Raw genomic sequence first — 23,971 nt, forward strand, 5'->3', positions numbered from 1 at the left:
CGGCACGAGTAGCAGCCGATGGGTGATTTTCGGTGCTCAGAACGGTGACAATCGGCATCTATGGCTTCGACGGCGAACCTTTCCGGCAACGACTGGTGCTCGAGCTGCTCGCCGACTGATACTCCGGCAACGACCGAGCTCGGCCATCGGAAATCAGAATGCCGCCTCGTCCATTTTCATGATGTCGGTATCGAGTGCGGCGATGACCGCCCGGACAGCAGTCAATTCCGGCAGCACATTCTTCGCGAAGAAGCTTGCGACAGCGACCTTTCCGGCATAGAAGGCCGCGTCCTTCTCGGGCGCTCCGGAAGCCGTTGCGGCGGCTGCGATCTCGGCCTGCGCCAGCAGTCGCCAGCCGATGAGCAGATCGCCGACGGCCAGTAGGAAGCGCACCGAACCGAGGCCGACCTTGTACAGCTCGGCCGGTTCTTCCTGCGCGGACATCAGATATCCGGTCAGCGACGCGGCCATCGCGCGCACGTCCGACAGCGCCGTGCGCAGCAACTCCCGCTCGACCTCGAAATGCCCGGTCTTCGCGTCGAGGAATGCGTCGATCTGCCCGGTGACGTGCCCGATTGCCACCCCCTTGTCGCGAATGATCTTACGGAAGAAGAAGTCCTGCGCCTGGACGGCAGTTGTGCCCTCGTAGAGCGAGTCGATCTTGGAGTCACGAATGTACTGCTCGATCGGATAGTCCTGCAGATACCCAGAGCCACCCAGCGTTTGCAGCGATTCCGTCAGCAGTTGGTAGGCCCGCTCGGAACCGACGCCCTTGACGATCGGCAGCAGCAAATCGTCTACCCGGTGGGCCAATTCGGCGTCTGCTCCCGAAACCAGTTGCGCCACATCAGGATTCTGATGCGCCGCTGTGTAGAGGTACACCGCGCGCAGCCCCTCGGCGTACGCCTTCTGCAATGCCAGCGAGCGCCGCACATCCGGGTGATGGGTAATGGTGACCCGTGGCGCGGCCTTGTCCGACATCCGGGTCAGGTCCGCCCCCTGGACTCGCTGCTTGGCGTAGTCCAGCACGTTCAGGTAGCCGGTGGACAGCGTGCCGGTGGACTTGATACCGACCACCATGCGCGCGTTCTCGATAACCCGGAACATCTGCGCGATCCCATTGTGCACCGCACCGACCAGCCAGCCCTTGGCCGGGATATCGGTGCCACCGAAGGTCAATTCACAGGTGGGCGAGGATTTCAGGCCCATTTTGTGCTCGACACCGGTCACGAACACGCCATTGCGGTCGCCCAGCTCGAGCGTCTCGTGATCGAAAAGGAACTTGGGCACATAGAACAGCGAAAGCCCCTTGGTGCCCGGTCCGGCGCCTTCCGGGCGGGCCAGCACGAGGTGGAAGACATTCTCGGCCGTCTCACCGACGTCACCGCCGGAGATGAACCGTTTGACGCCTTCGATATGCCAGGAGCCGTCCTCCTGCTCGATGGCCTTGGTACGGCCCGCACCCACATCGGAGCCGGCATCCGGTTCGGTCAGCACCATGGTGCCCGCCCAGCCGCGATCGTAACCTTTTGTGGCCCAGTCCTTCTGCTCATCAGTGCCGACGTTGTAGAGCACCGAGGCCAGCGCCGGGCCCATATTGAAGAAGCTGGCTGCGGGATTGGCGCAGGTAACCATTTCGTTGACCGCCCACACCACTGCGGCGGGCGCACGGGTGCCGCCCATACCCTCCGGCATACCGAGCCTGCTCCAGTCGGCCTCGCGCACCGCCGCCACGGTCCCACGCAGCGGCGCCGGTACCGAGATGGTGCAGGTGGCCGGGTCGTAGACGACCGGATCGCGGTCGGCCGCGACGAACGATTCCGCGATCGGCCCCTCGGCCAGCCGTTTCACCTCGGACAGAATCTCGCGCACAGTATCGGAGTCGAGGTCACCATAGGCGCCCGTGTCCAGGAGCTTGTCCAGCTGCAATACCTCGAACAGATTGAACTCGATATCCCGAACGTTCGCCTTGTAGTGTCCCACCGTGGTCCTCCTCGACTGTCAACTCCGCGGCCGGGTGCACCACGGGATCGGCTATCCGACGATGTACAGACCGAGCCTGCCGCACCGGATCGACGCTACGCAACCGTAGGCGGCGCAACACCGCGAGCAGTGTTCACTCAACGGTAACCACATAGGTTCACATCGCGGAAACATAGACAACGGCAGCCCCAGGGCCTACGCCCGCACGCCCGCCAGGCCCTCGATCTCACCGAACTCGCTCGCGCCGTGCGCGATTGACAATCGGCTCAGCAGTTCGGCTGGAACGGCCAGCATTCGACCGGTCGGTAGGACTTGGGCGAGGGGTCGACGCTGGTCGTCTGGGTGCCATTCGAACCGGGGTCCGGATGCCGCACGTCGTGCACAACGGCATCGACGATCACGCCGAGAATGAGCAGCAGCCCGATAATGGCGATGGCGAGAACCGTCCACGACGCGATGTTCTGCCGGCTGGACGGCGCACCGGGCATCGGCGCGACCTGTGGCTTGGGCTCCGGAGGTTGCGGCATATGTGGTTCCGGCCGCACGGCATCGAACCCGTCGGCGATGAGTTCAGCTCGGGAGGGCCCACTGGTTACGCCGAGTGCCTCGCAGGCGCCGAAGACGCGATCCGCGGTCCAACTGCGCGGTCCGGCCGAGAAGCTCTCCAGGTAGATGCGCAGTTCGGTGGCGTCGCGGGTGTTGGCGACCACGACGTCGATACCGGGACGCAGGTTGGTGCGAGCCGGCCGCACCACGGCGCCACGGAAGGGCAATAGCGCCACCGCGCCACACACATGGCCCGGATCGAGTAGACCGCGCTCCAGCCTGCTCTTGACCGCGTAGACCGCGTGTTCCAGCTGATCCACCGGGCCGACGCTACCCTCGTCATCGAAATCCACCGCCGCGTCGCTGATGGTCCACGGCCCGTCGGCAGGGACATCGAGTATCCCACTCTGACGCCGCCGGAAGCCCTTGACCTCGATGACCGTAATGCCGCGCGGTGTAATGAGCACCGCGTCGACCTGTCGAGATCCATTGTCGCTCACCGCCAGATCGACCAGTGCCAGACAGGTTGTCGGGAACAACCGCAGGCACTCGACGAACTCATGTTCCGCACCGGAAAGACTCGCTCCGGCCTCGATCTTCACCAGCATTGTGCGTTTCCCTGCCCGCCTGTTCCGGATCCAGCGCGGCCCGTCCCACCGCATAACCGCGCAGCTATTGATGATGACGCGCTATCGGTGCGAAAACCACCGGAAGCCGAGAAGGGCAGTGGGCTAGTACGCTCGGATCCCGGCGGAGAAGGAGGCGTAAGCATGGTTTCGGCGTTGCGACCACGTATTTCGCCCGGACGGTTCCGGGAGCTCGGGCCCATCAATTGGGTTGTCTGGCAAGTGCTTTCCCGCGCTGCGGGCACCGATGACGCGCACCTGTTCAGCACGCTCGGCCGCACCAGGGGCCTGTTCCGCGGCTGGCTGCACTTCTCGGGCAGGCTCATGCCGGGCGGACGGCTGCCCCGTCACGAATCGGAACTGGTGATCCTGCGCGTCGCGCACCTGCGCGACTGCGAGTACGAGATGGACCACCACATTCGCCTCGGCAAACGAGCCGGGGTCACCACCGAGATCCTCGACCGGGTCCGCAGCGGTCCGACCGCACCCGACTGGTCGGCCAAGCACCGCGCCCTGCTCACCGCCGTCGACCAACTCGTCGGGACCCGCGATATCGACGACACCGCATGGACCGCGCTCACCGCACACTACGACGAGCGCAGCCTCATCGAGATCGTCCTGCTCGCCAACCAATACGAGGGCCTGGCCTCCACCATCACCGCCCTGCGCATCCAACGCGACGGTGTCTGAGGCGCAGTCCCCCTACCACCGCGCCTAGTCGGGAACGCCCGGCGCCGGTGACCGGTTGAATAGGTCATGGAACTTTCCGCCGCAATCGATTTCGCCCGCACCACGCAGCGATCCGTCCTCACCACGATCCGCCGCAACGGCCGCCCCCAACTGTCCAATGTGCTGCACGTGATCGGCGACGACGGCGTCATCCGCATCTCCATCACCGCCGACCGCGCCAAGTACCGCAATCTGGTGCGTGACCCGTGGGCCGCCGTCCACGTCACCCGCGAAGACTTCTTCGCCTACGCCGTCCTCGAGGGCACCGTCGAGCTGACCCCCGTCGCCACCGCCCCCGACGACCCCACCGTCGAGGAACTCATCGCCTACTATCGCGCGGGCTCCGGCGAACACCCCGACTGGGACGACTACCGCAACGCCATGGTCCGAGACCGCCGCGCCCTCATCCGCCTCACTCCAACCCACGCCTACGGCATGCTCTGAACGATCGCGGCCGCTACTACCACCGACGGACGGAGCCATCAGCATACGATTGGTTCGACTGTTCCCCACGAGACCGAGGTGATTATGAGCGCGCTGCCTGCCTGGGCCGCCGACCCGGAGACATTGCTCATCACTGAGGAAGGGTATGACGCACTGCCCGTGGAGGTACAAAAGCAGATCGAGGTGCTGGACGGCCGAGTGATCTTCTGCCGCAGCGGCAGCGTCGAGCACAATATCGTCGCGCGGCGCTTGGCGAATGGTTTCGACGCCGCGCGTCCCGCCGAACCGTGCACCCAGGTCGTCACCGATTTCGAGATGCACTACCACAAGGTGCGTCCGCGAAGCCCCGGGTTCTCGTTCCGGCGACCCGACGTCGTCGTCCATCGCTGCTTCCCACGCGGACAGAAACTGACGACCGCGGACGCACTTCTGGTGGTCGAGGTCATTTCTCCCGGTTCCGAATACATCGACACGGTCGACAAGCGTGCGGAGTACGCGGGCGAGGGGATCCCGACCTACCTTGTGGTCCATCTCGATGGCGAACTCCGCGTAAAAATCGTGCAGGAATACCGGCTCGACTGGGCCAGTGGGAACTACCGCCTCGCGGAAACCCACCAGGAAGCCCTTGTCCTCAAAGACCCCTTCCCAGTCGAAATCTCCTTCGCCGACCTCGACGGCTGACAGCGACGTTCAGCTGGGCCGCAGTGACGAAGTAAGGCGGCCGACCGGCTGGATCACTCAGGCCGGAACCGGTCACCCACGCCAGACCGATAAGCGGCGGCGGTGATCAGTGGGACAGCAGATCAGTGACCGTGACGAAACGGTAACCCGCGCTGCGGAGTTCGGTGACGATGCGAGGGATAGCCGCCAGGGCGGTCGTGCCGGATTCGTGCATGACGTGCAGCAGAATGATGGAACCGGGGCGGACCTGGTAAACGGCATCGGCCACCAGCGAGTCGGTGGTGGCGTTCGCGGTCGAGTCGGGTTCCACGTCCCACATCACGGTGGTGCGGTCGTGGTCGGACAGGTACCTGGGTAGGCCGAACAGCTTCTTTCCGTAGGGCGGACGGAAGGTGATCGGGCCCTGGTAGCCGGTTTTCGCGATCTCGGCGTCGGTGCGTTCTATTTCGTCACCGATCGTGTCGGATGAAACCAAGATCATGCGGCGGTGACTGTAGGTATGGTTGCCGATCTCGTGGCCCGCCTCGGCAATCGCCCTACCCTCGACGGGGTGGGCGGCGAGATCGCGGCCGTTCAAGAAGAATGTTGCCGGAATATCCGCGTCCGCAAGCGCTTTCAGCACTTCGGGAGTTCGCCCCGTCGGCCCGTCGTCCAAGGTGAGCGCGACTACCTTATCGGCCGTCTCGACCCGATCCACCAACCGCCCGGCGACCTGGAACGACCGTGAGTTCATCAGGTAGTAACCGCCGACGGCAAGTGCGAGCACCACGACGAGCACCAGTGCCCCACTGAGCAACCATCTGCGTCGATTCATCGCGCCATCATCCGATCATCGAGAAACCACCAAGCGTCCGGCCGCCGCAGTCGACATGAAAAGCCTTGTCGCGCTGATGTTTACCGGAAAACACTGGTCAATGGTGACGCACCCGGGCTGTCGTGCGGAAAACAGTTCCGGCACTGCGCGCCCAGTCGCCGAAACGACGAAGGTGGCGGCGGATTCGCGCGAACGAACCTGCCGCCACCTTCGCGAGCGGTCGGATCAGAAGTTGATCATGTGGCCGGCCAGGCCGTGGAACGCCTCCTGCAACGCCTCGCTGAGCGTCGGGTGCGTGTGCACATTGCGGGTCAGCTCGTTGACCGTGAGGTCCCACTTCTGGGCCAACGTCAGCTCGGGGAGCAGCTCGGAGACGTCGGGGCCGATCAGGTGGCCGCCGAGCAGCTCGCCGTACTTGGCGTCGGCGATCAACTTGACGAAGCCGGTCGGGTCGCCGAGGCCGTGCGCCTTGCCGTTGGCGGTGAACGGGAAGTTGGCCACCTTCACGTCGTAGCCCTCGTCCCTGGCCTGCTGTTCGGTCAGCCCGAAGCTGGCGACCTGCGGCTGGCAGAAGGTGGCACGCGGCTGCATCCGGTAGTCCCCGAGGGTCACCGTCGGCGCACCGGCGATGGTCTCGGCGGCGACCACACCCTGTGCCTCCGCGACATGGGCGAGCTGCAGCTTCGCGGTGACGTCGCCGATGGCGTAGATGCTCGGCACGTTGGTGCGCATGTTGTCGTCGATCGCGATGGCGCCGCGGTCGGTCAACTGGACGCCGGTGTTCTCCAGACCGTAGCCCTCGACGCGGGGCGCGAAGCCGACGGCCTGTAGCACCTTGTCGACGGTGACGGTCTCGACCGAGCCGGACTTATTGTCCTTGATCGAGACGGTGACCTTGGTTCCGTTGTCATCGATGGACTGCACGGCGGCACCGGTGCTGATGGTGATGCCGAGCTTCTTATACGCCTTGGTGATTTCCTTGGAGACGTCGGCGTCCTCGTTCGGCAGGGCGCGGTCCAGGAACTCCACGATGCGCACGTCGACGCCGTAGTTCTTCAGGACGTAGCCGAACTCCATGCCGATCGCGCCCGCACCGACGATCAGGATCGAGCCGGGCAGGTCGCGGGTGAGGATCTGCTCCTCGTAGGTGACCACATTGGCGCTGAGCGCGGTGCCGGGCAGCAGCTTGGTGACGGCGCCGGTGGCGATGATCGCGTTGTCGAACGTGATCGACTCGGTTCCGCCCTTGGTCAGCTCGACCGACAGGGCGTTCGGGCCGGTGAAGGAGCCCTTACCGTCGAATTCATCGATCTTGTTCTTTTTCATCAGGAAGTGGACGCCCTTGACCCGGCCGTCCGCGACCTTGCGGCTGCGGTCGAACGCCGCGCCGAAATCGAAGTTCACCTCACCGGAGATACCGAAGGTCTTGGCCTCCTTGGTGAAGATGTGGGCCAGTTCGGCGTTGCGCAGCAGAGCCTTGGAAGGGATGCAGCCGACGTTGAGGCACACCCCGCCCCAATACTTCTGCTCGACGATCGCGGTTCGGAGGCCTAGCTGTGCCGCGCGGATGGCGGCGACGTAACCGCCTGGGCCGGCACCGAGAACGACAACGTCGTAATGGGAAGTCACGCCATCGAGCCTAACGCCGCCGCCCAGCCTTCCCCCACGGTCCCCCGCAATACCGAGCCGTAGGTCACACCGTGGGCGAGAGTTACCGAGTCAGCGGTCCGGCACCGGGGCGTCCACAACCCACCCGTCTCCGCGGAACCGCTCGCCGAACGCGAACCCGCTACCAGCGCTCTCGCTGACGATGAGGCCGCAAATCCCACGATCACCGCAGTTCACAACGGGCCTTCGACTCGCGTGATGCGTCCGTGCCGGGGAGGCGCACCTCGGCACCGAACAAAATGAACAGTCACGTCCGGTCGTTCCCATCGACGGGAAGCACTCTGTGTGAACACCGGCGGCGCCGCCCTCGTCCACTCATTTCCGATGGGCAGGTGACAGCCTGCGGACCGGGCACCACCGATCCACGCCCGCCACGAGGGCTGTGGGCAGGCAGTTAGCCGACCACCCGCGCCAAGTCGCGCCGAACCCGCTCGCCCTGGCACATCCGGCTCAATCGCGCCAGACCCGTTCGGCCGCTCGGGCGAAGTTGCCGCCGAATACCGCGGCTCGCTCGGCCGCGCTGAATCCCCGGCCCGCCAGCACCGCGTCGAGGCTGGGGACTTCGCCGAGCCCGAGTAGATCCTCGGGCGGAACCCATTGCAATGGGCCCCATTTCGTATACGCGTCGGAAAAGGCGGCCGGGTCATCGAGGAGCATGTGATTGAAGTCGGCGGCGTCGAAGGAATAGTCCGAGCCGATGCCGATATGGTCGATACCGACCAACTCGACGCCGTATTCGATGTGCGCGGCCATTGCCATCACCCGTTCGGCACGCGCACCGGGATTGTTGTGGCCGAGGAAGATTCCCACACCATTGATGCCGATCACGCCGCCGGTGGCAGCGCAAGCCAGCGCCTGTTCGTCGCTGATATTGCGTGGGTGATCCCAGAGCGCGGCGAAATTGGCGTGACTGTAGATCATCGGGACCCTGGTGTGCGCGGCCAGGTCGAGACCGGTACGGCGGGAGCAGTGCGCGCCGTCTACGAAAACGCCGATGTCGTTGAGTGCGCGGACCAGGTCACGGCCGTAGCCGGTCAGGCCGGTGTCCTCGGCGTCGAGACAGCCGCAGCCGGCCTGGTTGGCATGGTTATAGGTAGGCAGCAGTGAACGCAGACCGAGCTCGTGGAAACGTTCGACATTGTTCAGATCACCTCCCAGCGGCCCCGCGTCTTCGAGATCGAAGGCCAGCGCTATCGCGTCGTCGCCGCCGATATCGGCGAAACGCCGCACCAGACGGAATCGGCCATCCGCCAAGGCGTCCCGGCGAAACTGACGAGCCAATGCCAGCGAATCCGCGGTCGACTGCCGCGAATAGCCGATATTCACCGACAGATAAGACCCGAGCGGATATCGAGCCAACTCGGTGATATCCGCCGATGGCAACAGCGGCAGACAGCAATGCTGTTCCCACAGAAAGGGAGACACATTGAACTCCGTTCGGTCGGGCCGAAAGGCCGATACTACGGAGCCCGGGCGCCGCGGCCACCACTGCTCGGCAACAATATTGCTATGAGCGGCGTTGAACAGAACGTGACCGATCCTTACCTCTGGCTCGAAGAAGTGACAGGCGAGCGGGCCCTTGACTTCGCCCGCGCGCACAATGACCTGGTCGTGGCACGTTTCGCGTCGTCGGAGCGATTCAGCGACCTCGAACGCCGCATCCTCGACATGCTCGACACCGACACCAAGATCGCCTATCCGGGCCGGCGCGGGCCCTGGCTCTACAACTACTGGCGCGACGCCGAGCATCCGCGCGGGCTGTGGCGGCGCACCACCTTCACCGAATATGCCAAGGACGCGCCCGACTGGGACGTGCTGATCGATCTGGACGCGCTGGCCACCGCCGAGGACGAGAACTGGGTGTGGGGCGGCGCCGCGGTGTTGCGGCCGGAGCAATCACGCGCACTCATCAGCCTCTCGCGTGGCGGTGCCGACGCCAAGGTCGTGCGCGAATTCGATATCGAGAAGCGGGAATTCATCGAATCGGCGGACGGCGGTTTCTATCTGCCGGAAGCGAAGTCGGAGATCCGCTGGATCAATATCGATACGGTCTATGTCGGCACCGATTTCGGCCCCGGCGCACTGACCGACTCCGGCTACCCGCGTATCGCCAAGCGCTGGCGGCGCGGTACCGCGCTCACCGAGGCCGAGACGGTCTTCGAGGGCGAGGCAGGCGATGTCGCGGTGTCGGCGGGCTACGACCGAACACCGGGCTATGAACGGCATTTCATCGGCCGGGCCACCGACTTCTTCAACGAAGATGTGTATCTGATCGAGGCGGACGGCAGCCTGCGTTATCTCGACGTGCCCACCGATGCCAGCGAATCCTGGTACAAGGATTGGTTGCTGATCCGGCTCAAGTCGCCGTGGGAGTTGGGCGACACCACCTACCCCTCAGGTGCGTTGCTTGCCATCGACTTCGAGAAATTCCTTTCCGGCGCACGGGAATTCGAGGTGATATTCACCCCCGACGCGCACACCTCGCTGCACGGTTACGGCTGGACCGAGAACCATCTACTACTGATCACCCTCGAGGACGTCCAGACCAAGTTGTACGTGCTCACCCCGGGAGCCGACGGCTGGCGCACCGAGCCGCTGGCCGACACCCCGCCGATGGCCACCACCAGCGTGATGAACCTGGACCCGCTCGAGGGCGGTGACGAATTCATGTTGACCACAAGCGGATTCACCAATCCCGCGACGCTATTGGCCAGCGCGGTCGGTGGCCGGACCGAACAGCTCAAGCAGGAACCGGGATTCTTCGACGCCGATGGCATCGAGACCGAGCAGTTCTTCGCCGAATCCGAGGACGGAACCTCGGTGCCGTACTTCGTGATCCGCCATCGTGACCACAAGGGCGCTCCCGCTCCGACGGTGATGTCCGGCTACGGCGGCTTCGAGGTGTCGCGCACCCCCGCCTACAGTGGCGCGTCGGGCATGGGATGGCTGGAACGCGGCGGCACCTGGGTGATGACCAATATTCGCGGCGGCGGCGAGTACGGGCCCGAATGGCACACCTCCGTGCAGAAAGCCAACCGGCACAAGGCGTATGAGGACTTCGCCGCCATCGCCGAGGACCTCGTCGCGCGCGGCATCACCACCGCCGATCAACTCGGCGCGGTCGGTGGCAGCAATGGCGGCCTGCTCATGGGCGTCATGCTGACCCGGTATCCGGAACTGTTCGGCGCGATTGTCTGCCAGGTGCCGCTGCTGGATATGAAGCGCTACCACCTGCTGCTGGCCGGAGCGTCATGGATGGCCGAATACGGCGACCCGGACAAGCCGGAAGAATGGGAGTACATCAGCAAGTACTCGCCATACCAGAACGTTCGCGCCGAGCGCGACTACCCGCCGATCCTGCTGACCACCTCGACCCGCGACGATCGCGTCCATCCCGGTCACGCTCGCAAAATGGCCGCGCTGCTGGAGGAGCAGGGTCATAGGTTCTGGTATCACGAGAACATCGAGGGCGGCCATGGCGGCGCCGCCGACAATAGGCAATCGGCGTTCCAGGCGGGCCTCATCTACGAGTTCTTCACCCAGATGCTGATCGAGCGCAACACCTCCGGCTAGTCCCTATCGATCGCGCAGCCACTTCTCGATCCGATCGACGGTGCTGTGATAGCGGAGGATCCAGCCGTTGTGCCCCAACGGCTGCGGCTGGATCCAGGTCGTGAGTTCGGCCATGGGCATTTTCTCCAGCAGATGCTCGGCCGAGGAGGTGGGGGCGATGTCGTCGTCGGTCATGGTGATCGACAGCACCGGCAGTTTCAGCCGGGCGATCCGCTCCTCATAGTCGATGTCCGCACCGAACGGCACGAACCGGCCGGTGCGCGACAGTCGTGCCCAATCCGAGACCAGCACCTTCGACTGTCTGCCGAACCCGCCCACCGTGACTCGGTCACCGGGCCAGAATCCGGCGAGGTTGGCGGCCACCGAGATCGCCGCAGTGCCCATGAGCATGCCCGGACCCGAAAGTCCCCGGAAGCCACGGTAATACGGGGTTCCCGAGGCGATCAGGATGAGCCCGCCGAGCCTGCCGCGAATCCGCGAGGCATACAGCACCGCGAGCTGGCCGCCCATGCTGTGGCCGAGCAGATATGGCGTGCTTTCCGGGAAGCGGTCGCGCACCACCTGGAAGATCGCCGGGAAGTCCACAGAAACCAGCTCGTGGTAGCCATAATTGCTCGCGGAGCTCGGCCGTGGCCTGCTGTCGCCCTGGCCGCGCAGCTCACCGATCGCCACATCGAATCCGCGGGCCGCGAGTCCATCGGCGAACAGTTCGTAGTAGCCGCCGGGCACACCGAGCCCGGGCACCATCACCACGACCGGCCGGGGTGCGTCCGGGGTCACCGGATGGTTGTGCGCACCGCTGGCCGGAATCAGCCGCACCGGAACGGTACTGCCGTCAGGCATCTGGATCGGAACGGTCTCCATACTGCGAACGCTACCGGGCCAGCGCGGCCCGCGGCAGGAACAGCGAAGCCAACGCGGCGCACAACCCCAAACTACTCAGCACCGAACGGATACAGAAGCAGTCGGAGCCCCACCAGCCCCCGACGTGCCCACTCGCCACAACACCAACTTCCGAGCGAAGCGAGACCGGCCCTAAAGTTCGCAACACCAACGGCCAATAAACACCGCACCAAACCGGACTACCGCACTCCGGGTCCCACACCACCCCACATACGCACCCACTCGCCACGACACCAGTTTTCGAGCGAAGCGAGACCGAGCCCCCAACCGCCAAACCACGGCACCTATCTGTGTACAGAAACAGTCGGTGCCGCACGAGCCCACATGCGCACCCACTGGGCACGACACCAGTTTTCGAGCGAAGCGAGATCGAGCCCTAAAGTTCGCGGCCGGCTCGCGTCCGAGGGGCAAATACGATGCGACGAAGGAGCAAGTATTTGCCCCTCGGACGCGAGCCATAGGGGGCCGCGAACACGCCGCGCCAGCGGCCAATAAACACAGCAAACCTCACTGGACTACCCAAACCCCGAGTCCCCCGCAACCCCACCCACGCCCCACGCCACAACACAGTCTCGCAGCAAGATCCAGCCCCCTCAGCTACCGAACACAGGCACCCAACCGGGCACAGAAGCAGCCGGCGCCGCACCAACCCCCATACGCACCCACTCGCCACAACCACAGGTTCCGAGCGAAGCGAGACCGAGCACTAAAGTTCGCGGCCGGCTCACGTCCGAGGGGCAAATACGACGCGACGCAGGAGCAAGTATTTGCCCCTCGGACGCGAGCCAGAGGGGCCGCGAACACGCCGCACCAGCGGCCAAAAACACAGCCAAAAACTCAGGCGCCGACTGCTCCCATGATCACCCGGCTGAGCACCCGGATCACATCGTCGCGCGGCGGACGCGGGTCGGACCCGCTCCAGGAATCCACCACATAGTTCACGGCGCCGATGATCGCCAGGACGCGCATCTCGTAGTCACCTGTGGGGATTTCGCCTTGCATGGCCGCGTTCTCGGCGGCGCTCGCCAGCAGCGAGCCCCAGACCTTGCGCAACTCGAGCCGGAACTTCTCCACCTTCGGCCCCGCGCCAACCACCTCGACCAGCGCGACGCGCGCCTTTCGCGGATCGGACCCGATGGCTTCGACATACGCGCGCACGGCCGCATCGATAGTCTCGAGCGCGGACGCGTCGGAGCGTTTTTCGAGCGCGGCGGTGACCGCGTCGCGCGACTCGTTGTCGATCTGCTGATAGAGCTCGAGTAGGAGCGACTCGCGGCCGGTGAACTCCTCGTAGAACTGCCGCGAGGAGAGTCCGGCGTCCTTGCAGATAGCACCGACCGAGCTATTGGCGTAGCCGTCGCGTGTGAAGACCGTTAGGCCCGATTCCAGAAAACGCGCACGCCGCTGACGCTGCCGGTCCTCGACGGGTTGCCCGGCATACATTCGTCCCGTATTCGCATCCTGTGACATTGGGGCAGACAATACCCAAGGGCCCGATCCCCTCGTCATAGATCGGGCCCTTAGCTGAAACCTTCAGCCGAGCGAGGGTTAGCCGAAAGTTGGCGACCCTTTGCCGAATGGATAGATCGCTCGACGATTCGGTAGCAATTGCCTATCAACACATAGGTCACTGGCTGTTTGCCGAAACAGACGTTACCGAGCACGCAGCAGCAATTGAAGAGTTTTACAGGAATTTTCTAGAGTATTTACCGCCGGCCCGTCGCCACGATATCGATGCCTTCAGCTATCGCCGCGCGGTCGGCGGATCACGCCGAATGTCCGGCGTGCGAAGTTTCGGGTTCGCCGTGGCCGAGCATGAGCCGATGGCCCACGAGAACTACGCCGACGCGAGAACCAGATCGTGAATTTCGACCTCGATGGGCCGAGGTCGCGCGGCCGCTCGACTGGGTCCCGGACCCCCTCCTGTTCGCAGTCGTCCGGGTCGTTGGAATCTGAACCGACTAGCCACAAATAGATCATTTAGGTTAGCCTGCCCTTCATGACTAGCCTGGCTTCGAGCGAGGCGAGTGCGGTACCCGATGATGAACCGACCCGCTCGCCGGCAGGTCGCGACCCGAAGTCGCCACCCCGCGCCGCCCGCCGCCGCAATCGCAGGCCGATCCGGCGGGCGACGATCGTCGTCCACCGCTGGTCCGCACTGGTTCTGGGGTCGCTGCTCGTACTCCAGTGCACCTCGGGCGCGATCCTGCTCTACCACGGGGAGCTCTTCCGCATGAGCCACCGATCGTTCTATCAGCAGACCGCGAGCACGCCGGTAGTGACGACCGAACAAGCCGTCGACATCGTCCGCGCCGCGGACCCCGACTTCGATATCGGCTGGGTCGGCTCCGACGGTGGTGTCATTGCTGTCGGAGACCGCGGCTTCAGCACCGCCTACTCGGTGGACCCCGGTACCGGCCGCGTCAACGGCGAGGCCGGACTCACCGACGGCGCCCTCGGCTGGCTGGTCAACCTGCATGACTGCGCGTTGGGCTGCCCGCGCTACGTCGGCACGCTGTCCGCGCTCAATGAGCACGTGCCGGTCTTCGGTGTCACCTGGGCGCACCTGATACTCGGCACACTGGGATTGCTACTGGTACTGCTGGCCGTATCCGGCGCGGTCGTGTGGTGGCCGTCGCTGAAGCGTTGGCGCCACGGCTTTCGTGTCCGGACGAAGAAGGGCCGCTTCGCCCGCGACCGCGATCTGCACAACGTCATCGGCATCGTCTCCGTTCCTTTTCTGTTGATGTGGGGAATCACCGGCGCCGCCTTCGAATTCCCCGCAGTAGAACAGGCTTGGCTCGCCCTCACCGGCGGCAAGACCGTGACCGCGATGCCCGAGGACACCTTCACGCCGCGGTCGGCCGCGTCCCCGCGTGCACCGGTATCCATCGGTGACGCGAGTGCTATTGCGCAACAACAAGTCCAGGGTCGGCTTGCGTACCTGATGCTGCCCAGCGAGAATGCCGACTACTACCGAGCCGCGATGGCGGGCAGGTATTCGCCCCATGACAACCGCGCTTTCTACAGCGGCGATGTCTACGTTTACATCAACGCCGCCGACGGTTCCGACGTCAAAGTGGTGGACTCGAGTCATGACCGCCCGTTGGCGAACACCTTCTACGACAAAGTCTTCCAGCCCGCCCATTTCGGCTGGATGGTCAATGGCTGGTGGCGAATTCTCTGGCTGCTGCTCGGTCTGACACCATTGGCACTCGCGGTTACCGGCTTATCCACCTGGCTCACCAAGAATCGGACAAAACGAAACGCCCGCCGCGTACGCACGACATCGGCGGCCGACCCGGTCGACCGGTAGGTAGCCGCTGCTGGAGTGGCGACCTTCGGTCGAGTGGCATACGCTTCGCCGCGGAGGAAACCGCCTCATGGAGGGACAATTTGACCACTCCGAGCACGGTGACGCGTGGTGATTACGCACTGCCACAGCTGATCCACTTGATGGCCGAATACCAGAAGCTCGGCTCGCACCGCCAGAGTTTTCCGTCCGCACCCGCGAGCGATACCGTCGTACGCGGCTGCGAAATCGCCGCGGGCGGACTCGTCGCCGTCGGCGTCATCTGCGTGCTGGTCGGCGCATACCCCGGTGGGATCGCGGTCGGGCTGCTCGCCCTGATTCCGGCGGCGGTGGCGTTTTTCTGGACCCGCCGCAATCGGCGCAACCGCGCGGCCCGCCTCGATCTCTTCGAATTCGGCATGACGGTATACCGGTCTGGAGAAAAGGTTGCCGGATTCCGCTGGGACAGCGCCGAAGTGCGCCAGCAGGTGATTCCATTCCAGAACACCGTTACCACCGACTACGCCCTCGCCATGACCGGCCCCGACGGCACCCACAGCGCATTCGACAACACCCTGTTCATCGACGCGCGAGAATGGGGCAGGGCAATTCAGTCGGCGATCACCGCGACCCAGCTGTCGCGGGCGGTCACCGCCATCGATGCCGGTGAGACAGTGCGTTTCGGCGATATCGCCCTGCATCTGGACGCACTTACTTACGGCGGCAAGATATTTGCCTGGGAGCAAGTCCAATTGATCGACGCCCGTAGCGGTTTGGTCCGGATGAAGGTCGACGGCAACTGGGAATCCCTTACCCCGGTCGGCACCATCCCGAACTTCTATATCTTCAACGAACTCGCCGAGCGATTGCGAGTAGCCGCCGCCGATGAATTCACGGTCGAGCCGACGAATGTGCTGACGCCGCAACAAGAATCCGATGCGGCGAGCAGTGACGCGGCGACCGATCCACAGCGTGCCGTCACATGGCTGGAGCGGGCACGTCACACGACGACAGGCGCCTGGCAGGCATAGCGCCGCCCCAACCGAACGCCGAAGGCCGGCCCACCTGGCGGTGGACCGGCCTTCGATTCGAAACAGGTTGCCTGGTGGCAGGACTCAGAAGTCCATGCCGCCCATGCCACCGGTCGGGTCGCCGGCGGGAGCGGCGGTCTTCTCCGGCTTGTCGGCGACGACGGCCTCGGTGGTCAGGAACAGGGCCGCGATGGACGCCGCGTTCTGCAGCGCCGAGCGGGTGACCTTGACCGGGTCGGCAACGCCGGCGACCAGCAGATCCTCGTACACGCCCGAATCGGCGTTGAGGCCGTGGCCGGCCGGAAGGCTGGAGACCTTCTCGGCGACAACGCCCGGCTCGAGGCCGGCGTTGAAGGCGATCTGCTTCAGCGGAGCCGACAGCGCGACGCGCACGATGTTCGCGCCGGTCGCCTCGTCACCGGTGAGCGACAGGTCCTCCAGTGCCGGAGCCGACTGCAGCAGAGCCACGCCACCACCGGCGACAATGCCCTCTTCGACAGCGGCCTTGGCGTTGCGCACGGCATCTTCGATGCGGTGCTTGCGCTCCTTGAGCTCGACCTCGGTCGCGGCACCGGCCTTGATGACCGCAACACCGCCGGCCAGCTTGGCCAGACGCTCCTGCAGCTTCTCACGGTCGTAATCCGAGTCCGAGTTCTCGATCTCGGTGCGGATCTGCGCAACGCGGCCCTTGATGGCCTCCGCGTCGCCCGCGCCCTCGACGATGGTGGTCTCATCCTTGGTGATGACGACCTTGCGGGCCTGGCCGAGCAGCTCGATGCCCGCGGTCTCCAGCGAGAGGCCGACCTCTTCGCTGATGACCTCGCCACCGGTGAGGATGGCGATGTCGGCCAGCTGAGCCTTGCGGCGGTCACCGAAGCCGGGCGCCTTGACGGCGACGGACTTGAAGGTGCCGCGGATCTTGTTGACCACCAGGGTCGAGAGGGCTTCGCCCTCGACGTCCTCGGCGATGATCAGCAGCGGCTTGCCGGCCTGGATGACCTTCTCCAGCAGCGGAAGCAGGTCCTTGACGGTCGAGATCTTCGAGCCGACCAGCAGCAGGTAGGGATCCTCGAGGACCGCTTCCTGACGCTCCGGGTCGGTGACGAAGTAACCCGAGATGTAGCCCTTGTCGAAGCGCATACCCTCGGTGAGCTCCAGCTGGAGCCCGAAGGTGTTGCTCTCCTCGACGGTGATGACGCCTTCCTTGCCGACCTTGTCCATGGCCTCGGCGATCAGCTCACCGATGGACGAGTCGCCCGCAGAGATGCCCGCGGTAGCAGCGATCTGCTCCTTGGTGTCGATCTCCTTGGCGGTGTCGAGCAGCTTGGCGGTGACGGCCTCGACGGCCTTCTCGATGCCACGCTTCAGGCCGAGGGGGTTCGCACCGGCCGCGACGTTGCGCAGGCCCTCGCGCACCAGCGCCTGGGCGAGCACGGTGGCGGTGGTGGTGCCGTCGCCTGCGACGTCATCCGTCTTCTTGGCGACTTCCTTGACCAGCTCGGCGCCGATCTTCTCGTACGGGTCCTCCAGCTCGATCTCCTTGGCGATGGACACACCATCGTTGGTGATCGTGGGGGCGCCCCACTTCTTCTCCAGGACAACGTTGCGACCCTTCGGGCCCAGCGTCACCTTGACCGCGTCGGCGAGGGCGTTCAGACCCCGCTCGAGGCCGCGGCGAGCCTCTTCGTCGTACGCAATTGTCTTGGCCATGGCGTTGTTGAGATCCTCCATGTATATGGCTGACACACGAGACGACCGCAGGTTGGATCGCCCCATTACGCTGGCCAGGTTCGGTGCCCGCGACGGACGACCGAGGGTGTCGATGGAACCCGGTCTCACCGTCCCGACCTGGCACTCACCTATGGAGAGTGCCAATGCCCTTTTTAGCACTCGAGGATGCCGAGTGCAAGGTTCCTCGGTTACAGCCGATCATCGACACGCAGCACCAATGCCACGAAAGCATCGGTACGACGCTCCTCCGGCGTGCGCGGCTCACCGCCCTCGACCGTCACCAACTCTGCGTCGTGCAGCAACAGCTCCGCCTCCACCCGCATGACCGCCCGGATGAATGGCGGTGCCACCTCCGGGGGAAGGTCGCCATGGACGATGTACTCACCGTCCGGCCCCGACTCGGTGGACACAAACGACAGCGCGTGCATCAGGTCAGCGCGTCGTTCCCCTGCCACTAGGTCGGAATCCGCGTCATCCGCCATTGCTACAGCGTACCGGTCGGCGATCTTGACAGCCGTGCAGCGCGCCGCGCCGATAGGGCCCGCGAACGGGGGGTTCGCGAACCGATTCACGAAGGCCGCCAAATCCTTCCGAATCACACGGGCCACACCATCACGGCGAATGGGCCGATCGCCGCCGAGCACACCGATTCGACCGCGTTGGGGTGGTGGGCCGCACGGCCGGGAATAGCATGATCGAAAGTTCGATTCGACCGGCGAAGGAGAACGAACCGTGCCCGACCTGGCGTTCGATTCGCTCTATCGGCACGGGTTCGCGCGGGTAGCGGTCGCGGTCCCACGGGTCCGGGTCGCCGATCCCGCCTATAACGTCGAGGAAACGCTGCTGCTGGCGCGGCAGGCAGCGGCGGCCGGCGCAGTGCTGACGGTTTTCCCTGAGCTCGGACTGTCCAGCTACACCGCGGATGATCTCTTCCACCAGGACGCCCTGGACGATGCGGTGGACGCGGCGCTCGCGCAGCTCATCGCCGCGAGCGCGGAGATCGGCACCGTGCTGGTAGTCGGCGCGCCGGTGCGCACCCAGGGCAGGCTGTTCAACTGCGCGATCGTGGTGAACAACGGTGTGGTGCTCGGTGCCGCGCCGAAGAGCTATCTGCCCAACTATCGCGAATTCTATGAGAAGCGGCAGTTCGCGGCGGCACGGGAGAACCTCGCGGACCACATCACGATCGCCGGACAACAGGTACCCTTCGGCGCCGACCTGCTGTTCACCGCGGCCAACCTCGATGGGTTCGTCTTCCACGTGGAGATCTGTGAGGATGGCTGGGTTCCGTTGCCGCCCAGTGGATACGCCGCGCTGGCCGGGGCGACGGTGCTGGTCAACCTGTCGGCGAGCAATATCGTGATCGGCAAGGCCGACTACCGGCGCACGCTTTGCACCTCACATTCGTCACGCTATCTCGCCGCATACCTGTATTCCGCTGCGGGACACGGTGAATCGACCACCGATATGGCCTGGGACGGCCAGGCGCTGGTGTGCGAGAACGGCGATCTACTCGCCGAGGGCGCGCGCTTCGCCGATCATCCACAGTTGGTCACCGCCGATATCGACCTACAACGATTGGCGGCGGATCGGCTGCGCACCACCAGCTTCGCCGATAACGTGCACGATCATCGCGACCGACTGGTCCGGCTGCGCCGCGTCACCGTCGAACTGCCGGTACCCGCCACCACGGTAGTTCTGCAACGCGAAATATCCCGTTTCCCTTACGTTCCCGCCGATCCAGCGGCCCGCAACGAACGCTGCGCCGAGGTGCATCACATCCAGGTGGAGGGTCTGAGCACGCGACTGCGGGCAACCGGAATCGAACGTGTGGTCATCGGCGTCTCCGGCGGGCTCGACTCCACCCAGGCGCTGATCGTCGCGGCCAAGACGATGGACCGGCTCGGGCTGCCGCGAACAAATGTGCTGGCTTACACCATGCCCGGCTTCGCCACCGGCGCCAGGACCCGCACCGACGCGCACCGACTGATGCGCGCGCTCGGGGTGAGCGCACAGGAGATCGACATTCGCCCCTCGGCGACCCAGCTGCTGCGCGACCTGAATCACCCAGCCGCCGACGGTATTCCGCAATACGACGTCACCTACGAAAATGTGCAGGCAGGCGAGCGGACCTCACATCTTTTCCGGCTGGCCAACCAGCACGGCGCGCTCGTGGTCGGCACCGGTGATCTGAGCGAACTCGCTTTGGGCTGGTGCACTTTCGGCGTCGGTGACCACATGGCGCACTACAGCGTGAACGCCTCGGTGCCGAAGACGCTGATCAAGTATCTGATCGCCTGGGCGGTCGACACCGGTCAGTTCGGCGACGACGCCGGTAGCGTGCTGTCATCGATACTGCGGACCGAGATCTCGCCGGAGTTGGTGCCCGGCAACGAGTCCGACGCCACCGGCCCCGGCCAGAGTTCCGAAGCCACCGTGGGACCGTACGAGCTACAGGATCTGCACCTCTACTACCTGCTGCGCTTCGGATATCGCCCGAGCCGCATCGCCTACCTGGCCCGGCACGCCTGGTCGGATAAGACCACGGGCAGCTGGCCCGGCCTGCTGCCCGAGGACCAGCGCAATGCCTACGACCTACCGGCCATCAAGCACTGGCTCGGGGTATTCCTGCGCCGCTATATCCAGAGCCAGTTCAAACGCTCGACCCTGCCCAACGCGCCCAAGGTCGGCTCCGGCGGTTCGCTGTCCCCGCGCGGCGACTGGCGAGCCCCGAGCGATGCCTCTGCCGCGGCCTGGCTCGACGAACTCGCCCGCAACGTCCCCGACACCTGAGCGGTCAGAACTACTTGGCGACGATCGAGGCAAGCAATTCGACCAGATGGGCTTCGGCGGCCGACTTGTCGACGCCGAGACCCGAAAGCAGTCCGGAGCCGTTCTCCTGTTCGAGCAGGGCAAGCAGAATGTGTTCGGTCCCGATGTAGTTGTGGCCCAACCGAAGTGCCTCGCGGAAAGTCAGTTCGAGCGCCTTCTTGGCATCCGGGCCGAACGGGATGAGAGCGGGGATCTCGCCCTCGTCCGGCGTGATCCCCGCCGCCACGGCGGCACGGATCGCTTCCGGAGTTGCCCCCTGGGCGAGGAGTTCCTTCGCGGCGAGACCATCCGGCTCCGACAGCAGTCCGAGCACCAGGTGCCCGACCCCGATCTGCGCGTTACCCGTCGTGCGCGCGGCTTCCTGTGAAGCCATGACCACCGCACGAGCTCGCGGGGTGTACTTCGCGAATCCGGCGTTGGGGTCCATTGCCGTCGCATCGCCCGGCTCACCGGGCGCCTTCGGCACGAACCGCTTCTGGGCGGCCTGTTTGGAGACGCCCATGCTGGTGCCGATATCGGTCCACGAGGCGCCGGAACGACGGGCCTGGTCAACGAAGTGGCCGATCAGATGATCGGCCACTTCCCCGAGGTGACCCGCGGCGACCACCGCGTCGGACAGTTGGTCGAGTACGTCGTCGGGCCGGGCTTTTTTGATGGCGACGATCAGATCGTCGAGGCGGTACGAAGAAGTCATACGTCAACCATAGGTTGACGATTCGCTCGCGTCAACCACAGGTTGACGCTGAATCGAACGAGCGATCTTCCGTCCGCCCGCCGACCCGAAACCTGTGTGCCACCACAGGGATTCAGGGTCGGCTTCCCTGCCCGCCGCGCACGATCTGCGGAACCGGACCGCCCGCACCCACGCCGCACGGCCGGAACCGGGGCGGAGTACGGCTAGCGGGCCTGTAGATCGTCCGGTTGACGCCTGGCACCCGGCCTGCGCAGCCGCAACCGTGCCCCGCCGCGAATCGCCGGACGGCGAATCCCGGGACGGCGGCGTTGCGCGCGACGCTGAGCACGGCGTTCAGCAGGTTTGTGTTCCCAGGTTTCGGGGCGTGCCGCGACCCAGCGCCGCGAATACCAGGCAAATGGAATGTGGCCGATATACAGCCCGACCAGCACAAGCAGCAGCACGATCGGGTAGGTGACCAATGCCGCGGCCGCCACCGCGACCAGCACAAGCAGCCCGGCCGCGGCCTGCGGAGCCACCGACACCGACTTCATGGCCAGCGTCGGAATGGTGCTCACCGCGAGCGCGGCGGCGAACAGCGTCCACAGCGCGACCGCGTAGAAACTGACCCACCAGCCATCACCGAACTGCACATACAACGCGATCGGCACCAGCCCGATGAGCGCACTGGCCGGGGCGGGCACGCCGACGAAGTACTCCCGCGACCAATCCGGGCGGGTGTCGTCGTCCATCAGCGTGTTGAACCGAGCCAGTCGTAGCACGATGCTCACCGCGTATATCAGCGCGATGATCCAGCCCACGCTATTGCTGTCCAGCAACGCGATATAGAGCACCAGCGCGGGAGCGACACCGAAAGAGATTGCGTCCGAAAGCGAATCGAGCTCCGCGCCCATTTTGGTCGTCGCGGCGAGCATTCTGGCGAGACGACCGTCGAGGGTGTCGAGCACGGCCGCCGCACCGACCATCGCGAGCGAAATGTCGAGCATGCCGTCCAGAGCGAACTTCACCGCTGACAGTCCGGCGCACAGCGCCAGGATCGTCACAATGCTCGGCAGCAGTCGGATCGTCCGGCCACGCCGCTGCGGTGGGGATACGGCGTGCTCCATCATGACTCGGCGGTCGATGAGCCCAACACCGCAAGGACGGTTTCTGCCCCGATGGTGCGTTGTCCCGGCTCGACGAGCAGTTCGGTGCCCGCCGGGAAATACGTGTCGACGCGGGAGCCGAATCGAATCAGCCCATAGGTGTCACCGATGGTCAGCACATCGCCGACCTGGGCGTCGCAGACAATGCGGCGCGCGAGCAGCCCAGCGATCTGGACGACGACCAACCGCTGCCCGTTCTGGGTTTCCAAGACCATGCTGTTGCGTTCGTTCACCGCGCTGGCCTCGGGCAGATCCGCCGAGCGGAATTTGCCCGACTGATGCGAAACGGCAAGAACGGTGCCCGATACCGGTGTGCGCTGCACATGCACGTCGAGCACCGAAAGAAAAATGCTCACCCGCGGTAGCGGCTGGTCACCGAGGCCCAATTCCGGTGGCGGGCAAGCGGTGTCGACGAGCGCGACCTCGCCGTCGGCGGGGGCGACCACGACGCCTGCCCGATTCGGCGGTACTCGCTTCGGGTGACGGAAGAAAGTCGCGCAGGCCGCTGCGGCCAGCAATCCGCTCCGGCGCACCCATTTGCGGCGACCGCCGACTACCGCGACCGCGAGCGGTGCCGCGACAAACGGCAGGCCGGCGGGGTGCAGCGGGGGGATCGCGGCCCGAACCAGGTCGACGACATGGCCGATTCCGGTGGTTTCGGGCGTGCCGGGCGGGGTGGGACGGCGTGCCACAGGCTCCTCTTTCGTGCTCGGTGCATTGGATCGCGCCTCTCAACGATAGGACCGGGCGCGAGCGATCACACCTTAGTCGAAGCAGCCGGACACCGTCCGCCCTCAGACGCGCCGGGCGGAGCGAAGGCGAGGCAACCGCTTACGCGAAGCGGACTTGCGGCACTTATCGTCAGCGACCGGCTCGGCTACCGGTGAACAGTTTCACCAGGAACAACAGAATCACCGCTCCACCGAGACAGGTGAAGAAGCTGAACCAGAGGCCGCCGCCCTTGACATCGACACCGAGTAAGTTCAGCAGGAATCCGCCCAGAAAACCACCGATGATGCCGACCACGACATTGAGAATGATGCCTTGCTGAGCATCGGTTTTCATGAACTTGCTGGCGATCCAGCCGGCAAGTCCTCCGATGATGATCCATCCGATAATCCCGAGACCGAGCATGGCGTCCCTCACATCACTAGTTGGGTGCCCGCCGGCAAACATCCGGCGCGCTAGGAGGGGTATACCCGGCCAAAGTAGGAATACGCACGCGCACACGCCGACACAGGGGCTAATATGAGGGGGCCTCATGTCTACGGAAACGTAG

The 23,971-nt window shown here is 65.0% G+C and carries 21 protein-coding genes; 8 read left to right on the forward strand and 13 right to left on the reverse strand.

Translation table 11 applies throughout. The annotated features are described in order from the left end of the window. Window positions 1-153 precede the first annotated feature (153 nt). The gene (locus LKE06_RS04425; protein WP_227997326.1) at window positions 154-1,983 is read right to left on the reverse strand and encodes an acyl-CoA dehydrogenase; all 1,830 of its coding nucleotides are present in this window, start codon (window positions 1,981-1,983) and stop codon (window positions 154-156) included. Window positions 1,984-2,249: 266 nt separating this feature from the next. Then, window positions 2,250-3,137 carry a nuclease-related domain-containing protein gene (locus LKE06_RS04430; protein WP_227997327.1) on the reverse strand — a complete coding sequence of 296 codons (888 nt, stop codon included), beginning with the start codon at window positions 3,135-3,137 and terminating at the stop codon, window positions 2,250-2,252. Between the two features lie 174 nt (window positions 3,138-3,311). Here LKE06_RS04430 and LKE06_RS04435 point away from each other — a divergent pair, with 174 nt between their 5' ends. From LKE06_RS04435 to LKE06_RS04445, 3 genes are all read left to right on the forward strand, one after another. Then, entirely contained in the window at window positions 3,312-3,845 is a 534-nt protein-coding gene (locus tag LKE06_RS04435; RefSeq protein ID WP_227999278.1) for a carboxymuconolactone decarboxylase family protein, read from the forward strand. 66 nt (window positions 3,846-3,911) lie between these two features. Further along, on the forward strand, window positions 3,912-4,328 hold the full coding sequence (locus LKE06_RS04440) for a PPOX class F420-dependent oxidoreductase (protein ID WP_227997328.1): 417 nt from the start codon (window positions 3,912-3,914) through the stop codon (window positions 4,326-4,328). A gap of 84 nt (window positions 4,329-4,412) precedes the next feature. After that, the gene (locus LKE06_RS04445) at window positions 4,413-5,009 is read left to right on the forward strand and encodes a Uma2 family endonuclease (protein WP_227997329.1); all 597 of its coding nucleotides are present in this window, start codon (window positions 4,413-4,415) and stop codon (window positions 5,007-5,009) included. Window positions 5,010-5,115: 106 nt separating this feature from the next. Here the strand turns inward: LKE06_RS04445 and LKE06_RS04450 are convergent, their stop codons facing one another. The 3 genes from LKE06_RS04450 to LKE06_RS04460 all read right to left on the reverse strand — a co-directional run bounded on the left by LKE06_RS04450 (window position 5,116) and on the right by LKE06_RS04460 (window position 8,916). Then, on the reverse strand, window positions 5,116-5,823 hold the full coding sequence (locus tag LKE06_RS04450; RefSeq protein WP_227997330.1) for a polysaccharide deacetylase family protein: 708 nt from the start codon (window positions 5,821-5,823) through the stop codon (window positions 5,116-5,118). A 225-nt stretch (window positions 5,824-6,048) separates the two neighbouring features. After that, a complete protein-coding gene (lpdA, locus tag LKE06_RS04455) occupies window positions 6,049-7,452 on the reverse strand; it encodes a dihydrolipoyl dehydrogenase (protein WP_227997331.1) in 1,404 nt (467 codons plus the stop codon). 489 nt (window positions 7,453-7,941) lie between these two features. Beyond that, window positions 7,942-8,916: a dipeptidase gene (locus tag LKE06_RS04460; protein WP_227997332.1), complete on the reverse strand. Its 975-nt coding sequence runs from the start codon at window positions 8,914-8,916 to the stop codon at window positions 7,942-7,944. Between the two features lie 84 nt (window positions 8,917-9,000). On the opposite strand from LKE06_RS04460, the gene LKE06_RS04465 reads away from it, so the two are divergent. After that, window positions 9,001-11,064 (forward strand): prolyl oligopeptidase family serine peptidase, encoded by a 2,064-nt coding sequence (locus tag LKE06_RS04465; RefSeq protein ID WP_227997333.1) that lies wholly within the window; start codon window positions 9,001-9,003, stop codon window positions 11,062-11,064. Window positions 11,065-11,067: 3 nt separating this feature from the next. Here the strand turns inward: LKE06_RS04465 and LKE06_RS04470 are convergent, their stop codons facing one another. Both LKE06_RS04470 and LKE06_RS04475 read right to left on the reverse strand, forming a co-directional pair. Beyond that, window positions 11,068-11,928 (reverse strand): alpha/beta hydrolase family protein, encoded by an 861-nt coding sequence (locus LKE06_RS04470; protein ID WP_227997334.1) that lies wholly within the window; start codon window positions 11,926-11,928, stop codon window positions 11,068-11,070. 876 nt (window positions 11,929-12,804) lie between these two features. After that, entirely contained in the window at window positions 12,805-13,437 is a 633-nt protein-coding gene (locus LKE06_RS04475) for a TetR/AcrR family transcriptional regulator (protein WP_227997335.1), read from the reverse strand. Window positions 13,438-13,544: 107 nt separating this feature from the next. On the opposite strand from LKE06_RS04475, the gene LKE06_RS04480 reads away from it, so the two are divergent. The 3 genes from LKE06_RS04480 (at window position 13,545) to LKE06_RS04490 (ending at window position 16,290) form a co-directional block, all read left to right on the forward strand. Then, entirely contained in the window at window positions 13,545-13,832 is a 288-nt protein-coding gene (locus LKE06_RS04480) for a hypothetical protein (protein WP_227997336.1), read from the forward strand. 134 nt (window positions 13,833-13,966) lie between these two features. Beyond that, window positions 13,967-15,283 (forward strand): PepSY-associated TM helix domain-containing protein, encoded by a 1,317-nt coding sequence (locus tag LKE06_RS04485; RefSeq protein WP_227997337.1) that lies wholly within the window; start codon window positions 13,967-13,969, stop codon window positions 15,281-15,283. A gap of 80 nt (window positions 15,284-15,363) precedes the next feature. After that, window positions 15,364-16,290: a DUF6585 family protein gene (locus LKE06_RS04490; protein WP_227997338.1), complete on the forward strand. Its 927-nt coding sequence runs from the start codon at window positions 15,364-15,366 to the stop codon at window positions 16,288-16,290. A gap of 84 nt (window positions 16,291-16,374) precedes the next feature. On the opposite strand, the gene groL is transcribed toward LKE06_RS04490, so the two are convergent. Together groL and LKE06_RS04500 are read right to left on the reverse strand one after the other, a co-directional pair. Continuing rightward, complete coding sequence (groL, locus tag LKE06_RS04495; protein ID WP_227997339.1) at window positions 16,375-18,000, reverse strand: chaperonin GroEL; 1,626 nt, start codon at window positions 17,998-18,000, stop codon at window positions 16,375-16,377. Window positions 18,001-18,209: 209 nt separating this feature from the next. After that, on the reverse strand, window positions 18,210-18,503 hold the full coding sequence (locus tag LKE06_RS04500) for a hypothetical protein (RefSeq protein ID WP_227997340.1): 294 nt from the start codon (window positions 18,501-18,503) through the stop codon (window positions 18,210-18,212). Window positions 18,504-18,753: 250 nt separating this feature from the next. Between LKE06_RS04500 and LKE06_RS04505 the strand changes: the two genes are divergently transcribed. Then, window positions 18,754-20,814 carry an NAD(+) synthase gene (locus LKE06_RS04505; RefSeq protein ID WP_227997341.1) on the forward strand — a complete coding sequence of 687 codons (2,061 nt, stop codon included), beginning with the start codon at window positions 18,754-18,756 and terminating at the stop codon, window positions 20,812-20,814. 10 nt (window positions 20,815-20,824) lie between these two features. Here LKE06_RS04505 and LKE06_RS04510 read toward each other — a convergent pair whose 3' ends face one another. The 4 genes from LKE06_RS04510 to LKE06_RS04525 all read right to left on the reverse strand — a co-directional run bounded on the left by LKE06_RS04510 (window position 20,825) and on the right by LKE06_RS04525 (window position 23,826). Continuing rightward, window positions 20,825-21,547 carry a Clp protease N-terminal domain-containing protein gene (locus LKE06_RS04510; protein WP_227997342.1) on the reverse strand — a complete coding sequence of 241 codons (723 nt, stop codon included), beginning with the start codon at window positions 21,545-21,547 and terminating at the stop codon, window positions 20,825-20,827. 203 nt (window positions 21,548-21,750) lie between these two features. Further along, complete coding sequence (locus LKE06_RS04515) at window positions 21,751-22,653, reverse strand: CDP-alcohol phosphatidyltransferase family protein (protein WP_372477346.1); 903 nt, start codon at window positions 22,651-22,653, stop codon at window positions 21,751-21,753. Continuing rightward, window positions 22,653-23,384 (reverse strand): phosphatidylserine decarboxylase, encoded by a 732-nt coding sequence (locus tag LKE06_RS04520; protein WP_227997344.1) that lies wholly within the window; start codon window positions 23,382-23,384, stop codon window positions 22,653-22,655. The genes LKE06_RS04515 and LKE06_RS04520 overlap by 1 nt, the downstream gene beginning before the upstream one ends. 169 nt (window positions 23,385-23,553) lie before the next feature. Next, window positions 23,554-23,826, reverse strand: coding sequence for a GlsB/YeaQ/YmgE family stress response membrane protein (locus LKE06_RS04525; protein WP_227999279.1), 273 nt, complete (start codon window positions 23,824-23,826; stop codon window positions 23,554-23,556). Window positions 23,827-23,971: the final 145 nt, after the last annotated feature.

Source organism: Nocardia australiensis (assembly GCF_020733705.1).
Classification (GTDB): domain Bacteria; phylum Actinomycetota; class Actinomycetes; order Mycobacteriales; family Mycobacteriaceae; genus Nocardia; species Nocardia australiensis.

Bases quoted from the DNA above. Each gene is read 5' to 3' on its own strand.
- LKE06_RS04430 (WP_227997327.1), bottom strand. From the start codon at position 3,137: ATGCTGGTGAAGATCGAGGCCGGAGCGAGTCTTTCCGGTGCGGAACAT.
- LKE06_RS04440 (WP_227997328.1), top strand. From the start codon at position 3,912: ATGGAACTTTCCGCCGCAATCGATTTCGCCCGCACCACGCAGCGATCC.
- LKE06_RS04445 (WP_227997329.1), top strand. From the start codon at position 4,413: ATGAGCGCGCTGCCTGCCTGGGCCGCCGACCCGGAGACATTGCTCATC.
- LKE06_RS04450 (WP_227997330.1), bottom strand. From the start codon at position 5,823: ATGAATCGACGCAGATGGTTGCTCAGTGGGGCACTGGTGCTCGTCGTG.
- LKE06_RS04465 (WP_227997333.1), top strand. From the start codon at position 9,001: ATGAGCGGCGTTGAACAGAACGTGACCGATCCTTACCTCTGGCTCGAA.
- LKE06_RS04470 (WP_227997334.1), bottom strand. From the start codon at position 11,928: ATGGAGACCGTTCCGATCCAGATGCCTGACGGCAGTACCGTTCCGGTG.
- LKE06_RS04475 (WP_227997335.1), bottom strand. From the start codon at position 13,437: ATGTCACAGGATGCGAATACGGGACGAATGTATGCCGGGCAACCCGTC.
- LKE06_RS04480 (WP_227997336.1), top strand. From the start codon at position 13,545: ATGGATAGATCGCTCGACGATTCGGTAGCAATTGCCTATCAACACATA.
- LKE06_RS04485 (WP_227997337.1), top strand. From the start codon at position 13,967: ATGACTAGCCTGGCTTCGAGCGAGGCGAGTGCGGTACCCGATGATGAA.
- groL (WP_227997339.1), bottom strand. From the start codon at position 18,000: ATGGCCAAGACAATTGCGTACGACGAAGAGGCTCGCCGCGGCCTCGAG.
- LKE06_RS04500 (WP_227997340.1), bottom strand. From the start codon at position 18,503: ATGGCGGATGACGCGGATTCCGACCTAGTGGCAGGGGAACGACGCGCT.
- LKE06_RS04510 (WP_227997342.1), bottom strand. From the start codon at position 21,547: ATGACTTCTTCGTACCGCCTCGACGATCTGATCGTCGCCATCAAAAAA.
- LKE06_RS04515 (WP_372477346.1), bottom strand. From the start codon at position 22,653: ATGGAGCACGCCGTATCCCCACCGCAGCGGCGTGGCCGGACGATCCGA.
- LKE06_RS04525 (WP_227999279.1), bottom strand. From the start codon at position 23,826: ATGCTCGGTCTCGGGATTATCGGATGGATCATCATCGGAGGACTTGCC.